This is a genomic window from Clostridium sp. AM58-1XD (assembly GCF_003464085.1).
Classification (GTDB): Bacteria; Bacillota; Clostridia; order Lachnospirales; family Lachnospiraceae; genus Lachnoclostridium_A.
Map to the genome: position 1 here is coordinate 60,078 of NZ_QSDR01000024.1, position 14,584 is coordinate 74,661.

Below are 14,584 nucleotides of genomic sequence, written 5' to 3' on the forward strand. Positions count from 1 at the left end.
CCGAGGGCGGCTTTGCTTCCGCCCTCAAAGAGTATCCCCGGCAAGGCATCGTCAGAGCCTTTTTCACGCCAAGGGATTTCTTTTATGAAAACTTCATATCCTCCGCCTGAATCGTAATGCGCTCTTGGGCCTCTTCCTCCGCATTCCAAAAGGACATTGGATGAAAGCCGCAGAATCCCGCGATGAAACTGGCCGGGAACATCTGGATGGCATTGTTGTATTTGAGCACGGTGTCGTTATAAAACTGCCTGGACAGGGCGATTTTATTCTCCGTATCAGACAATTCGCTCTGAAGCTGCATAAAATTAGCGTTTGCCTTTAGTTCCGGGTATGCTTCGCTCACCGCAAAAAGCCGCCGAAGCGCCGCCTGGAGCTTCCCGTTCGCGGCAGCCGCCTGATCGAAGTCCGCGGCAGCCATCGCGCCCTGGCGGGCCCTTACCACGGCCTCCAGAGTGCTCCGTTCAAAGTTGGCATAGCCTTTGGCCGTTTCCAACAGATTGGGAATCAGGTCATAGCGCCGCTTAAGCTGTACGTCAATCTGCGCCAACTGGTTTTTGACCCGGTTTTGGAGTACGACAAACCCGTTTCTGGTCTTAATGATTGCAATGAGGATAACCGCGACAATCAGAACGGCGGCTCCAATGACAATGTATTTTCCCATGTCTCCCATTTTATGTTCCTCTCATTTCTTAGAAAAGTATAAAATCCCGATATTTTAAATTCCTTAAACGAAAAATATCCTCGATAATGCGTTCGTTTTCCTCCAGCACCACAGCATAAATCAAGAAATCGTCCCACAGGACAAGCTGTTCTTTCTCCGCTTCAGCCAAATTGGAAAAGTCGCGGATAAAATTTTTAAGCCCCCAAATCTGCGCTGTTAAAATCTCGCCAGCATCCGTCCTCTTCAGCCGTATTCCTGTGCCGGAAATGGACAACACCGTGCGCAAAACAGCGGCAATCGGAAGTAGAAACATTGCCAGAAAGGACAAAACAAAAAAAGCGGTCAGAACGGTCGCAATCACCATATCCGGCGATGACAAAAGGTATTCCATTTGTCTCATACCGAAAGACTGTGGAGCTGCCGCAAGAAAGCCATCTATCTTTTCCATCCAGCCGCTGTTGTTAATCGCAACGGCTGTAATACCCATCCCGAGGAAAATGAGAACGGGGAGCAGACATCCGCCGAGGCATCCCGTTAGACAGGAGCGGGATATGGAATGTACATTTTGCCATTCGCCCCTGTATTTCAAATTGCCTGACTCGACGGCCTCCGTGATGGCCTGTTGTTTCCACGTGCCAAGATTTGCGGGTTGTGCCTGTCCCCCGGCAATCAGCGCCAGAAGCGTCCGGTCACTGGGGAGCAGTCCGGGAAGCTCTTGACTTTGCACATGAACCGCCCCATCCTTCATGGAAACCACGCCCATTTTGGTATATTTTAATAATAATGCCGCCATATCTTTTTTGGCTTCAATCTGCAAATCCATCAGAAGGCTGATCGTGGCGGGCGGAACACCGGTCAGCTTTTCCCGGTAATAGTCGAAATCTTCATCAGCCCGAAAGGTGGCATTTTGAATCACGGCCTTTTTCATGGTATGGCTGACGGCCCGCCATATAAGTACCACCGGCATAGAAGTGACGACAGCGGCAAAAGCCAGGAGAAGCAGCGCCGCAATCGTTACCCCAATATTCTGTTCCCTCAGAACGATTCCCCAAAGCAGCCGTCCCTCTTTTCCAATGGATAGATAAAGAAACAGGACTGGCGGCGCAAGAAGAGCCAACCGGTCCAGCTTCTGCCAACGTTTCATTTGTTTTGTCGCTATTGTTTTTTTCATGGTTTACTCCCCAGTATAGGAACTGATGTTGTTCTCTGTTTCTTGTAAATCCAAAGCGGAAATATCCCTTATTTTTCTTTACCGTCCCACACTCCATGTTCGTCCACATAGTATCCGTCCGGAGTAAGGGTATCCCGGTACATTCTTCCTCTCGTGCCATCCGGATTTTCATTGAAATAATAGTGTTTTCCATCAATCACAACCCAACCGGTCATCATGCGGCCCTTGGTATTATCAGACAGCGGATTTAAGTAGAAGGTGCTGCCCGAGCCATCTGTATACCAGCCGGTTACCATATACCCGGCCGCATCAAACAGAAACCAGTCAAATGCCTGCTGTCCGGCGCTAGGGTCTGCATATGGATTATATGCAGCTACCCAGGTATTCACATAATCACTTCCGTCCGCCCTGCCGAGTCTCCATCTGCCGTCCTCCATTGCTTTCCAGATTACTTCCTCCACATAGCTGGGGACTTTGACGTTATTTATGATTTTCGTTTCACCTGTATAATTTTTTGGCAGGCTTTCTTTCAGTCCTCCGCCCGCGGCAGCCGGACCGCCTGCACTGCCGGAACCTCCGGAACTACCTCCCGATCCACCAGAACCACCGGAACCGCCACCAGAGCCTCCTGTGCTTCCACCAGAGCCGCCCGTACTGCCAGAACCACCTGTATTCGTCCAATGGGCATAAATAGTACTGTCCTTTGTGAATACTGTATCCGCTGTTGCCTTTGTGCCTCCTGTTTTCGCTGTAAACCAGCCGTCAAATTGATAATTTTCACCGCGAGTCGGGATTGGCAGACTTGCCAGTGTTCCATCCATGCCGGTTATCCCCGCAGCAGGCGTCACACTGCCGCCATTCGCATCAAAAGTGACGGTATAGCTGGTGGCAGCGGCAGCTTTGACAGTAATCGCCTGCGCAGCCGTTTTGGTTACGCCATTTTCTGTGTATGTAACCGTCACGCTGGTGTCATTCACCGTCAATGCGCCGGAGGGAGATACCGTATATCCCGTCACGGCCTTTGCAGAGCCGTCCGCATAATTAGCGGTCACCACCATACCGGTACGGTCAAAGTTTTCCCCTTCCGTGTAAACAGTTTTCTTGGGCCCGGTTGATACGGCGATTGAAGTTAATGATTTTACCGTTTCTGTAACCGTGACACCAGATACCTCAATAAACCCCCTGTTCGCTCCGCCCGCGTCATAAGAAATGCCGTCCTTACCGCCGTTCTTACTCCACTTTGCAGTAACCCCGGCGGGGGCCGCGGTCAAATCCTCTGTCTGGCCGCTCTCATACTCCGTCCTGCTGCCCGTCCATGTGATGACGGCGGCATTTCCGCCCAATATTGGTTCCACACGCGTAGAATTATTCGGATTTTGGGCAACGGTACTGCCCAGACTATCAGGATCTTTACCGAAAATCACACTGCTTCCGATAATCCGTATGGGTTTTGTAACCGCGGCATCATCCCGATAATGAGAGGTAATCGCATAACCATCGAAATTTACCACTCTGCCGCCGGATACCGTCAGGCTGCCGTTATCATTATAAATGGCCTGGCTGCCCTCGCCGTCTCCTCCGATGACAGTTCCGCCGGATATGGACGTATCACAAAGATAACACAACATACCAGCATTCATGCCGCTGCCCCCAATGATAGTTCCTCCCTCTATTTTAACAGTTCCTAACCGATTATAAAAACCGCAGTTGCCGTTTCCGTTCCCACTGCTTATGATGCCGCCGGATATTGTAACGGTATTCTCGGCCTTATTCTCCATACCACGTGGTATATAGTCCAGAACATCACTGTTTCCACCGGTGATGCGCCCGCCGGATACAATGATGTCAGCGTCATCGTTATTATTGAAGAAAGCGGCACTTTTATCAGAAGAGTTGACAGATGTAATCGCACCACCGGTCATATGGAACACTCTATTGTTTGCGGACTGCTTTTTAATTCTGACCACATATATATCGCTGCCTGTCAGAACCGCTCTCCACTCCACAGTCACATTCTCCGGAATATTAAGTTCAAGTTTGATATCCGAGTATGCCTCCCCAGTCACAAACACCTTATTGTCCTCCGCTCTGGCTTCGATACCACCATCGGTGTTATCGGCCGACCATGTGTTAATCTCCTCTGCCAGCGTCTCTGCGCCGGACAATGCATCAGGCAGCGCGCGAAACAAATCCGGCTGTGCCTCCGCCGGTGACGCCACGGACACGGACTCATCGTATATTACTTCCTCATCTCCGTCATCAAAAGCCTCCTCATAGCAGTTTTCGTCATGTTCATGACGGCAGACCAGTTTATCTGCTTCACTGCCGGTTGCAATTGAATTTTTCTCATAACAGCTGTCATCATGTTCATGACGACACTGCAAGACCGTTTCCGCGTTAGCAGAAAAAGCCGACACCGATAATGTGGTGAATACCATCGCGGCCGTCAGTGCGATGGAACATAGTCTTCTGCATCGTTTCTTATTCCTTTGCATGTTGTTTCTCCCCTTTGTGTATTTATGAGTCAGCCAATCCTCCAGCAGTTACACGTCATATTTGCTAAAACCGCTAAACTCATGGATTCTCATGCTGACTATTTCTATCATACCTTATTAAATAAATACACAGAACAACTCCTGCAAAATCATACTATGGAACGCAAAAAAAGCTCATTCACTTCCGTCTTCACATATCCGGTATCAAGACAGTCGCTTTCACATAATCCCGCTCCGCCTTTACTACAAAGGTCCCATCATACCGCCCGGCAATATCCTGAATAGCCACCAGCCCATAACCATGGTTTTCTTCATCCAGCTTTGAAGTCATCAATCTGCTGTCTTCCAGGTGCAGCTGCCCGGCATAAGAGTTTTTCACGGTTATCACAAGCTGCCGTTTTTCCCGGACAATCCGGACCAGGACCATTCCTTCAGACTCGCATTTTTCAGCCGCTTCTATGGCATTATCCAGCAGGTTTCCCAACAATATAATAATCTCATCTTCTTTTAATATCATATCCCGGAGATCCCCGCATATGAAGTTTACATTTACACCTCTGTTTAATGCCTCCTGCCTTTTCATATTCAAAATTGCATCAACAACCGGGTGATTGGTGTAAATGCGTTCCAGCGCTTTCCCAATCTCTCCAGTCAGGCCCTGGGTGTATTGAAGCGTCTGGGATACCAGCCCCTGCTCCAGCATATCGCTGATTGTCAAAAGCTGGTTCTTATACTCATGGAGGCGTTTTCCCTGTTTTGTATACAGCTCCTGTTTATTTTGGTAAATTAGAAGTTCCATCTTTGTTTGACGGGCCGCGTCCTTCAAACTATTTTTCTCCAGTTCCGCTCTTGCCGTCAACAGCATATAAAAAACCAGAAAAATATTGAGTCCTATCATGCCAGCCATAAGAACCGTCACCTCCACAGGCACAGTCTGCGTCCGCATCAGAAACTGTGATGCAAAGATTCCTGCCCCCGCAATAATTACGAATGACGGAAACAATGCCCGTATTCCCTCTGAACGTATGGCTGCATTCCCGCCTTTTTTCCAAAACCATCGGATCACAAAGCCGCTCCCAAGCTCTGTACTTTTTACCATCAGGCACATGAGGTAAAACATTAGTATATTTTCTGAAGTTCCAAAAATATAGTAATATCCGGACACACCAATAAAATCAATACAGATAATCACCGAATAATTAATTACATATACGGAGAGCGCCTCCCCTAACGTGGTTTGATAGAAATATAAAAGATAGACATAAACAAGCAAAAAGTCAAAAAACAGCTTAAGTACCACAATATCCTCAAACAGCGTCACACTGACTGACATGACCATGGTCAAAAAGAGCAGACCAAAAACACGTTTTGATCTGCTTCCCGATTTCTTTTTTATCAAAAAGGAATCGGCCAGAATATCCAGGAAAAGCATTTCCATAAACACCCACAGATGCGTCAGAATATAGGCAATCATAGGCTGTCTCCTTTGTAAATGGCATACTCCCGTTTTACATACGGATACCTATTTCTAGGGACGTGCAGAATAATATCCGGCTCCAGTTCCAGGCGGTAGCTTGCGATGTTTACAATATATTTCATGTTAACCATATAACTCTGATGAACCCGCAGAAACCCATGTCCGCCAAGCAGGCCCTCCACGTCCGTCAGCTTCCGGTTCATGGTTCCGATGACATGTTTGCCGTCCACTGCCAGAAACAAAAGCTTATGCCCCCTGCTCTCCACGAGACAGATTTCATCTGCTTTCAGATACCGCTTTCTATCAGTAAATTCCAGACAGATTTCATCCGTGTCTATATGAAATTTCTTCAGCACCGCTTCCATACATTCCTCAAAGCTAATCTCCAGGGAATCCTTCACCAGATAGCGGAGCGCTCCGACTTTGTAGCCCTCCAGCACATAGTCCATATAACCCGTCACAAAAACAATGCAAATTTTCTGATTCCTGTCTCTAAGACACTCTGCTGCATCCATTCCACTGATCGCATTCATGCTGATATCCAGAAATGCGATATCAAACGGTCTATCTTCACTGTGCTTAAGAAGCTCTTCCCCTGAACTGAATGCAGCCATCTGAAATGGTATCTCTCTGTTTTTTAAATAAACGGTGATTTTATTAGCCAGCCTGTCTAAAAATGGTTTCTCATCATCGCATATTAAAATATTCAACATACTTTTTCTCCATGTTTCGTATTTTATTGCAGCCATTCAGACGGCAGGAAAATGCCGTCTGAGCTGTTACAACTTATCTTATCTTCCACGACTATCTTATCACAGGTTTCTTTTCCTGTCATGCCATTGTCATACCTTCATCCTTCTCGACCATTTTTTACCGTAAACGGCATACATAAAACACCGACCTCTGCCCGGTCCTCAATCCGAAGAATCTCATCAAATTCATCCACAACTGTTTTCTCATCCTCCAAGGAATAAGGCGGAATCTTCCTGCTCTCATCAATACATAGATGATTGGCAATCGTATATAAAACAAGCTTTAAATTTATTTTTCCCTTTGTATTCGGAAATGCTTTTGAGCAGTTTCAAAAATGTTTTCTGAGTCAGCAGGCCCAAAATGTTTACGTACGCTGTCCATTATGAGGTCGCCATTCTCCATATACAGAGGCGGCAGTTTTGCCAGCACATGATCTTCCCAAAATTCCTTTTCTAAGAAAATCATTTCTTCTTCATAGGCATAATCCCTTTTGATTTCCCGAATAATCGCTTCGTCCTCTGTATTTCCATAAAGACAACAGTAGAAAACCCGTTCAATATTCATGACGGCCATATAGTGGCGTCCCTGGTTCTCATAATAGACGGGTACCGTTTCCTTCCCATTCAGCCACCAAAGGTTCCAGTAGATTTCCCAATTGCCTGATGTTCGTGAAATAGAAACTTCACGAACCAAAGTCATTCTCGCTTCAAAACAGGGAAAACCCCTGAAATAAAAAAGCCAGCAATACACCGGCCAATTTGGCACAGTAATATCACTGACAGATTACAAACTTAACAACGTGTTCAATGCGGAGCACTACCGCTTACAGAAAAATTCCGAATTTCCTTAACAGGACGCACAAATATCAATTATACAATAAGGATAGCACTATATATAGAATTCAGTCAAGAGAACAACACTATATATGTCAGTTGAAGAAAAAAACATAGAAATTCAAGCCGTTTCGGAAAAGCGAACCTATTCAGTTCAAGAGATTGCGGATATTTTACAGATAAGCCGCAGCATGGCATCTACAATTCATGATATTCATAAGGTTCTGCACGTATTGAAATTTACCTGCCGACCCGAATGCTACGACTACTATATGATGCACTGTTCAATTTTAATTGCAGTGGGATGTACTCTCCGCGGCGGCGAAATCGGTGGCCTTCAATGGGATCGAGTTTAATATGACCATCAAGCATTGGCGCAAGCCGAAAAAGACAGCTTCTGTCAAAATCGCCGCTCACCTCGTATTAGCAGTAAAAAATATATTAGCAAAGCGGTGTTGGTATTGCAAAAGGGGAACGGCTTTCTCAAAAAAAGAAAGCCGAAAACCAATAAAATCAAGGCTTTCGGCGTGGTGTCTGGCGTTCCTGAGCGGATTCGAACCGCTGGCCTTCCGCTTAGGAGGCGGACGCTCTATCCTGCTGAGCTACAGAAACGCATATAAAATTTTGATGGGGCGAATCCCCAAATGTGTCCGCAGTAGGTTCTCTTAGGATGCGAACGCTCTATCCTGCTGAGCGACATAAACACAGCATCGCTGGCGCGATACTCTTTATATTATATCAGAAAATCATAATACGTCAAGAATCAAATTCGATAACTCCCTGCATCCAGATCTGGCCTTTAAAACGGCGGCCAACAGCTGGTTCTCCAAGCAGATCATTCTTTGCAATGCCTACGTGAAATGTCAAGTCACTGCACTCCAGCGTAAGATCATAGACGTCCTCTTCTGTAATCCTGTTTCTTTTCAACTCAATCGCCTTAATATCACCGATAATGGAATATTGATCGCATTCTACCCCACACGGCATAAAGCACGTATCGATAATGGAATACAAATCTTCATTTCTCACTCTCTTAGAAATTTGAGAATAAGTATCAATGTCCTCAATGGTCAGTGTTTCCATCGCATCTTCATCACCGTTCTTGGCCGCTTCGATCAGACTATTGCGGTCTTTTGCCGCCACCTTGGCCATCTCAATCTGTTTTGACGTCTTTTTAAGAGGAAGGAGTATTTTTCCCTCTACAGAAAGTCCTGTCAGGCGTACTCCCTTCACCTTATTGTTTACGTGGTCCGCTTTCATCTCACGGTATTCAAACAGATTATCCATAAAAAAAATAAGTGAAATTCCCACTTTATATTCTTCCAGCAAACCTGCGAATGTCTCTTTTTCTGTATGGCGCTGTATCATGCACTCTGCTTCTGAAGACAGATCTCTGCTGCTCATATATGGATAGTAGTATTCTTTATGAAATACACCGTCTTTGTCCATTTCTCCATATACAGCGATTCCCATACCAGGCGCCGCTTCCCCTCTGATTTCGCAGAAATTTGTATTTTCATCAATTTGTATTCTCTTTCTGTCAGTGGAATGGTCAATCATTTCCTGAATAAGATTTTCAATATCCCTATCTTTCTGATATGTGGAAAATCCAATTGAGCGTAAAAACTTGTGCATATTTTTCACCTTCTTACCCTGAAATTTCAGATAAAGAGTGAGGCGGAGAAATCTCCGCCTCACTCCGTTGATTCATTATATACCATTTCAACCTAGAATACCAGTAGTATTTTTTCTAATTTTTTGTCGAAATATCTTATACAATTCCCTGAGCCATCATGGCTTCCGCAACCTTTTCAAATCCTGCTATATTCGCACCTGCTACATAATTTCCCGGCACTCCGTAACGCTCTGCCGCTTCTGCAGCTTTTGCAAAAATATTAACCATAATATCCTTTAACTTTGCATCAACTTCCTCAAATGTCCAGCTCATTCTCAGGCTGTTCTGTGACTGTTCCAGAGCGCTGGTAGCTACGCCGCCGGCATTTGCAGCCTTGCCCGGCATAAATAATATGCCATTCTCCAGAAAATACTCTGTTGCTTCTCTTGTAGATGGCATATTTGCACCTTCTGCAACTGCAATACAACCATTCGCTTTCAACAGCTTTGCGTCATCCAGATTCAGCTCGTTCTGTGTTGCGCATGGAAGAGCGATATCACATGGAATACTCCAGATTCCTTTTCCGTCTTTATATACAGCTGTTGGTACCTCTTTTACATATTCACTAATACGTGCGCGGCGTACTTCCTTAATATTTTTCATAATATCCAGCTTAATTCCATCTTTGTCATAAACATACCCGTTGGAATCACACATTGCTACAACCTTGGCTCCATACTGCTGAAGTTTATGAACTGCATAGATTGCAACGTTTCCTGATCCGGAAACGAGTGCTGTCTTCCCTTCCAGGCTGTGATTGTGATGTGCAAGCATTTCGTTCAAAATATAGATCAAACCGTATCCTGTTGCTTCTGTACGTCCAAGAGAGCCACCAAACGTAATTCCTTTTCCTGTCAGAACTCCTTCATAATGGCCTGTAATCCTCTTATAGGCTCCGTACATATATCCGATCTCTCTTCCTCCAACGCCTATATCACCTGCCGGACAGTCTAAATTTGGACCGATATGACGGTATAACTCTGTCATAAAGCTCTGACAGAAAGCCATTACTTCTCTGTCTGATTTTCCCTTGGGATTAAAGTTGGAACCGCCTTTGCCCCCGCCGATTGGAAGACCTGTTAAAGAATTCTTCAACGTCTGTTCAAATCCCAGGAACTTTAAAATACTCTGGTTTACTGTCGGATGAAAGCGGAGGCCTCCTTTATATACACCAATAGCACTGTTAAACTGAACACGATATCCTTTATTTACCTGAACAGTTCCATTATCATCCACCCACGGAACCCTAAAGCTGATAATTCTTTCCGGTTCTACAAAACGCTCTAAAAGTCCGGCCGCACGGTATTTCTCCTCATTCGCATCAATAACTAATTTCAGAGAATCCAGCACCTCTTTTACTGCCTGGTGATATTCCGGTTCATTTGGATTCTGTGCAACTACCCTCTCATAGACTTCATCTACATATGACATCTTTTCTCCTCCTAATTCATTCATCTTAATTTTATAAAAAACAAAAAAGGAGCAGACTGATACTGTCTGGCCCCTTTGCCTTGCGTTGTATATAATATTAGCAATGTGTTAATTTAAAGTCAAGAAATCTTTTCATTGTATGGAAAAAAATACAATTTTAATTATTTTTTGGTTCTACATATCCGAGAGCCTGTTCCAGCGCTTCTTTTTCCTCATTACCTAAAAGCACATCTGTCTGACCTCTGTCTACCGGTTTCATATACAAATAACAGCCCTCTCTGCTGTGCACAGAATTCAAAACAAAGCCTGTGTTCGTATAATCAAGCATTGCACATGCAAAACTAAGTGTACCGCCCATTCCTTTAAATGCATTATATCTTACAACACCAAACTTCTGAAAAGATGCTCTTTGATTGCGGTTCAATGTACGTATGGAATCTTTGTTCGCTCTGTCTTCCGTACGAAGCTTTTTAATCTCATCAATCTGGTCTAATATAATATCTTCCAAACTTTCTGCATCTTTACCTCTCATAAAATAATCATACCTACGATATAATTTTCTCATTTTTACAATGCACACAATAACTAAAATCATCAATATCAGAACAAGCGCTGATAACCCAATGATAATATAAGCGGGATCTAGGCCCCAACTGCTCATAATGCTGTTTTCCATCTTATATCCTCACTTTCCATCTTTAGTATTTACTTGATGGACTCAATCAATTCCACAATTCTTTCCAACTCTGCAGAAGAATAGTATTCAATCTCAATCCGTCCCTTGTTTTTATCTTTTCTGTTGATATTAACTTTGGTTCCCATGATTGTTTTCATCCTGTCCTCTAAGTTCTGGAATATTACTGTCAGACTTTCATCTTCTCTGCTTTTATTCTCTTTTTCTTTCTGTGGCTTTGTCAGGGATTTCATAAGCTTTTCCACTTCTCTAACATTCAATCCCTCTTCCACTATTTTTTCTGCAATTTTAAATTGTGTTTCTCCATCTTCAATGGCCAGTAAAGCCCTTGCATGTCCGCTTGTAAGTTTGTTATCCACAAGCATTTTCTGAACTCGTTTATCCAGCTTTAAAAGCCGCATACTGTTCGTAATGGTTGTGCGGTTCTTAGATACTCGTGCAGCAATTTCTTCTTGTTTCATGTGAAACTCCTGCATAAGCTGCTGATATGCCATAGCTTCTTCAATGGGATTCAGATCTGCACGCTGCACATTTTCAATCAGAGCGATCTCCATTTTTTGCTGTTTGCTGTATTCTCTGATAACGACTGGAATTTCCTTAAGGCCAGCAATCTTTGCTGCTCTCCATCTTCTTTCTCCGGCAATTATTTCGAATATATCACCTTTTTTTTGTACTAAAAGCGGCTGTAAGACTCCATAATTCTTCATAGAATCTGCCAGTTCCATTAATTGTTCTTCATTAAAATCTTTTCTTGGCTGTTCGCGGTTAGGTTCGATCAGTGCTATCTTCACTTTCAATTCCTTACCTGTTTCTTCTGTGTCCGAAGTCTGTCTGCTTTTCTCTTTTGATTTCGTATCAACCGTGCTGTTTTTCACTTCTGCTGTTTTATCAGAATTTTTCATTACTTCGTCACCAAATAAAGCGCCGAGCCCTTTTCCTAATCCTGTTTTCTTTGCCATTATAAATCTTCTCCCCTGCGTATTACTTCCGCTGCCAGCATACGGTACTTTTCGGCTCCTGCTGATTTAGAATCATATACAGTTATCGGCATCCCATAACTGGGTGCTTCCGCCAATCTGACGTTTCTTGGTATGATTGTATTATATATATTTTCATTCAAAGCACTTTTTACGCTTTCAACCACCTGTTGAGATAAGTTAGTTCTTGAATCATACATTGTAAAAACAACACCTTCCATCTCAAGGCCTGGATTTAATTTTTTCTTTACCAATTTTACTGTCTGCATAACCTGATTTAAGCCTTCCAGCGCATAGTATTCACATTGAATCGGAACGAGTACTGTATCAGATGCTGTCAGCGCATTAATAGTTAATAGACTAAGAGATGGCGGACAGTCTATGATAATAAAATCATAATCATTTTTTATCTTATCCAGATAATGGCGAAGAAGTTTTTCTTTATTCTCTATTTCTAATAATTCAATTTCTGCTCCGGCCAGATTAACATTAGATGGAAGTAAATCCAGATTACTCTGAACATTTTTAATCAGGCAGTCATTAATATCGCATTCACCGACTATTAATTCATATACTGTCTTTTCTAAATCTTCCTTTTCCAATCCCAAGCCACTTGTTTCATTACCCTGTGGATCAAAATCTACAGCAAGCACACGTTCACCTGCCTCCGCAAGTGTAGCCGACAAATTTATGGCGGTAGTTGTCTTTCCTACTCCACCTTTTTGATTTGCTATTGCTATTACTCTTCCCATTTTTATGTCCCTTTCCTGTTCATCACAAAGTATAGCATACTTTTATTGTTTTTCCTATGCTTAATCCAAAAAAGTTTCACATGAAACATTTAATTTATAAATATAAAGTATGTATAAAAATTTACAGCATAGATTAATGGTAAGAAATCTTAATATTATTTTTCGTTGTCATAAAACGTTTATTATATTATAATTTATATATAATAAGGAAGAAACCATATCAGGAGGGATGTATATGAAAAACAAAAATCGTTTGTTAACCTTACTGATTTTATCGGCAGGTGCAGGCGCTGCGACTGCTGTTATCAATAAAGCGATTAAACTATCTGCTGCTTCCAAACACCTTTTGGACGAGCAGCATCCATTCTATTTTAAATGGCGCCTAGGTGATATTTACTATACGAAATCAGGTTCTGGGCAGCCCCTGCTGCTCGTCCACGATCTTGATTATGCCTCCAGCGGCTCTGAATGGAGCGCTATTATCAATTCATTAAGAGAACATTTCACGGTCTACACAATCGATCTATTGGGATGCGGACGATCAGAAAAGCCAAATTTAACATATACAAATTATTTATATGTACAACTCTTATGTGATTTTATTAAATCTGAAATAGGTCATCGCACGAATATTATTACTACCGGAGAATCTGTTTCATTCGTTACCATGGCTTGTAATACAGAGCCTGATCTTTTTGACCGACTAATGTTTATAAATCCAAAAAGCCTCATGGATTACTGTCAGGTTCCCGGAAAGCATGGGAAAATGTATAAATTTTTCCTTGACTTGCCGTTATTTGGTACTCTATTTTACAATATTGCGAGCAGCCGCAGACAGTTAGAAGAACTGTTTCGCAGAAAATATTTTTATAATCCCTACGTTGTAAGACCTCTCTATGTGGACAAGTATTATGAAGCAGCACATCTAGGTGAATGTCCAAAAGCAGTGTTTTCCAGCCTTAGATGCAACTATGCGAAATGTAACATTGTAAATGCTTTTAAAAAGATTAATAATAGTATTTATATTATTGGGGGAAAGGCAAACGAAGATATTTCAGAAGTAATTGATGAGTATAAGGCATATAATCCGGCGATAGAATATTCTCTTATTCCTAACACCCGATTACTTCCTCAATTAGAGAACTCTGCTAAAGTTTTGGAGTATATTTATATTTTCTTTTCTTGATTCGCCGCAGGCATTGGGTCACTTAGCAAGTGCAATAAGCTTAATAAATAAATTATGAAAGTAGCGATTCTTTCTGTAGGACTTTTAAACTCAATAGAGATACTGTCCTATTGAATAAAAAATCCGCCGAATTCAATTAATATCTGGATAATAATGAATTAGTAATCCAGATATTAATTGAGTCCGGCGGATTTTTTATATGATTGAATAGTATAAACGAGTATGTGAAAGTTTTTCTGTAACTAAGGTTTTATAAGGTCTTCTATGGTAAAATAAAAATCATAGGAGGCCTTTTATTATGGCAAGAGAAAAGAAACCCGTACACAAAGTACAAATGACAGATGGGAAAAGGAACCTTATCCAGCAGCTCCTTCAGGAGTATGACATCCAGTCCGCAGAGGATATTCAGGATGCTCTCAAGGATCTGCTTGGCGGCACAATCAAAGAAATGATGGAAGCAGAGATGGATGAGCACCTGG

Annotated in this window: 13 protein-coding genes, 1 tRNA gene and 1 pseudogene; 3 read left to right on the top strand and 12 right to left on the bottom strand. The window is 42.9% G+C overall.

Annotated elements, in window-relative coordinates:
• Positions 1–82 precede the first annotated feature (82 nt).
• The 6 genes from DXA13_RS14825 to DXA13_RS14855 all read right to left on the bottom strand — a co-directional run bounded on the left by DXA13_RS14825 (position 83) and on the right by DXA13_RS14855 (position 7,250).
• The gene (locus DXA13_RS14825) at positions 83–670 is read right to left on the bottom strand and encodes a LemA family protein (protein WP_118245504.1); all 588 of its coding nucleotides are present in this window, start codon (positions 668–670) and stop codon (positions 83–85) included.
• Positions 671–689: 19 nt separating this feature from the next.
• Entirely contained in the window at positions 690–1,832 is a 1,143-nt protein-coding gene (locus tag DXA13_RS14830) for a DUF2207 domain-containing protein (protein WP_118245506.1), read from the bottom strand.
• A gap of 68 nt (positions 1,833–1,900) precedes the next feature.
• The gene (locus tag DXA13_RS14835; protein ID WP_118245507.1) at positions 1,901–4,327 is read right to left on the bottom strand and encodes an InlB B-repeat-containing protein; all 2,427 of its coding nucleotides are present in this window, start codon (positions 4,325–4,327) and stop codon (positions 1,901–1,903) included.
• 190 nt (positions 4,328–4,517) lie between these two features.
• Positions 4,518–5,801 (bottom strand): ATP-binding protein, encoded by a 1,284-nt coding sequence (locus tag DXA13_RS14840; protein WP_118245509.1) that lies wholly within the window; start codon positions 5,799–5,801, stop codon positions 4,518–4,520.
• Entirely contained in the window at positions 5,798–6,517 is a 720-nt protein-coding gene (locus DXA13_RS14845; protein ID WP_118245512.1) for a LytTR family DNA-binding domain-containing protein, read from the bottom strand. The genes DXA13_RS14840 and DXA13_RS14845 overlap by 4 nt, the downstream gene beginning before the upstream one ends.
• A gap of 328 nt (positions 6,518–6,845) precedes the next feature.
• On the bottom strand, positions 6,846–7,250 hold the full coding sequence (locus DXA13_RS14855) for a hypothetical protein (RefSeq protein ID WP_347559881.1): 405 nt from the start codon (positions 7,248–7,250) through the stop codon (positions 6,846–6,848).
• Positions 7,251–7,482: 232 nt separating this feature from the next.
• Between DXA13_RS14855 and DXA13_RS21965 the strand changes: the two genes are divergently transcribed.
• Positions 7,483–7,746, top strand: a complete 264-nt coding sequence (locus tag DXA13_RS21965) for a hypothetical protein (protein ID WP_243009162.1) — start codon at positions 7,483–7,485, stop codon at positions 7,744–7,746.
• Positions 7,747–7,925: 179 nt separating this feature from the next.
• Here the strand turns inward: DXA13_RS21965 and DXA13_RS14870 are convergent.
• The 6 genes from DXA13_RS14870 to DXA13_RS14895 all read right to left on the bottom strand — a co-directional run bounded on the left by DXA13_RS14870 (position 7,926) and on the right by DXA13_RS14895 (position 12,919).
• A tRNA-Arg gene (locus DXA13_RS14870) sits at positions 7,926–8,002 on the bottom strand.
• 144 nt (positions 8,003–8,146) lie between these two features.
• A complete protein-coding gene (locus tag DXA13_RS14875) occupies positions 8,147–9,025 on the bottom strand; it encodes a DUF3881 family protein (protein ID WP_118245514.1) in 879 nt (292 codons plus the stop codon).
• A 136-nt stretch (positions 9,026–9,161) separates the two neighbouring features.
• Positions 9,162–10,496 (bottom strand): NADP-specific glutamate dehydrogenase, encoded by a 1,335-nt coding sequence (gdhA, locus tag DXA13_RS14880; protein ID WP_118245516.1) that lies wholly within the window; start codon positions 10,494–10,496, stop codon positions 9,162–9,164.
• Positions 10,497–10,653: 157 nt separating this feature from the next.
• Positions 10,654–11,172, bottom strand: a complete 519-nt coding sequence (locus tag DXA13_RS14885) for a DUF4446 family protein (protein ID WP_118245517.1) — start codon at positions 11,170–11,172, stop codon at positions 10,654–10,656.
• Between the two features lie 29 nt (positions 11,173–11,201).
• On the bottom strand, positions 11,202–12,149 hold the full coding sequence (locus DXA13_RS14890; RefSeq protein ID WP_118245520.1) for a ParB/RepB/Spo0J family partition protein: 948 nt from the start codon (positions 12,147–12,149) through the stop codon (positions 11,202–11,204).
• The gene (locus DXA13_RS14895) at positions 12,149–12,919 is read right to left on the bottom strand and encodes an AAA family ATPase (RefSeq protein WP_118245522.1); all 771 of its coding nucleotides are present in this window, start codon (positions 12,917–12,919) and stop codon (positions 12,149–12,151) included. The genes DXA13_RS14890 and DXA13_RS14895 overlap by 1 nt, the downstream gene beginning before the upstream one ends.
• Positions 12,920–13,154: 235 nt before the next feature.
• Between DXA13_RS14895 and DXA13_RS14900 the strand changes: the two genes are divergently transcribed.
• The gene (locus tag DXA13_RS14900; protein WP_118245524.1) at positions 13,155–14,105 is read left to right on the top strand and encodes an alpha/beta fold hydrolase; all 951 of its coding nucleotides are present in this window, start codon (positions 13,155–13,157) and stop codon (positions 14,103–14,105) included.
• Between the two features lie 298 nt (positions 14,106–14,403).
• Positions 14,404–14,584, top strand: a pseudogene (locus tag DXA13_RS14905) (IS256 family transposase); the annotation flags it as partial.

Coding starts and splice junctions, on each gene's coding strand:
- DXA13_RS14835 (WP_118245507.1), bottom strand. CDS start 4,327: ATGCAAAGGAATAAGAAACGATGCAGAAGACTATGTTCCATCGCACTG.
- DXA13_RS14840 (WP_118245509.1), bottom strand. CDS start 5,801: ATGATTGCCTATATTCTGACGCATCTGTGGGTGTTTATGGAAATGCTT.
- DXA13_RS14900 (WP_118245524.1), top strand. CDS start 13,155: ATGAAAAACAAAAATCGTTTGTTAACCTTACTGATTTTATCGGCAGGT.
- DXA13_RS14890 (WP_118245520.1), bottom strand. CDS start 12,149: ATGGCAAAGAAAACAGGATTAGGAAAAGGGCTCGGCGCTTTATTTGGT.
- DXA13_RS14830 (WP_118245506.1), bottom strand. CDS start 1,832: ATGAAAAAAACAATAGCGACAAAACAAATGAAACGTTGGCAGAAGCTG.
- gdhA (WP_118245516.1), bottom strand. CDS start 10,496: ATGTCATATGTAGATGAAGTCTATGAGAGGGTAGTTGCACAGAATCCA.
- DXA13_RS14845 (WP_118245512.1), bottom strand. CDS start 6,517: ATGTTGAATATTTTAATATGCGATGATGAGAAACCATTTTTAGACAGG.
- DXA13_RS14875 (WP_118245514.1), bottom strand. CDS start 9,025: ATGCACAAGTTTTTACGCTCAATTGGATTTTCCACATATCAGAAAGAT.
- DXA13_RS14885 (WP_118245517.1), bottom strand. CDS start 11,172: ATGGAAAACAGCATTATGAGCAGTTGGGGCCTAGATCCCGCTTATATT.
- DXA13_RS14825 (WP_118245504.1), bottom strand. CDS start 670: ATGGGAGACATGGGAAAATACATTGTCATTGGAGCCGCCGTTCTGATT.
- DXA13_RS21965 (WP_243009162.1), top strand. CDS start 7,483: ATGTCAGTTGAAGAAAAAAACATAGAAATTCAAGCCGTTTCGGAAAAG.
- DXA13_RS14895 (WP_118245522.1), bottom strand. CDS start 12,919: ATGGGAAGAGTAATAGCAATAGCAAATCAAAAAGGTGGAGTAGGAAAG.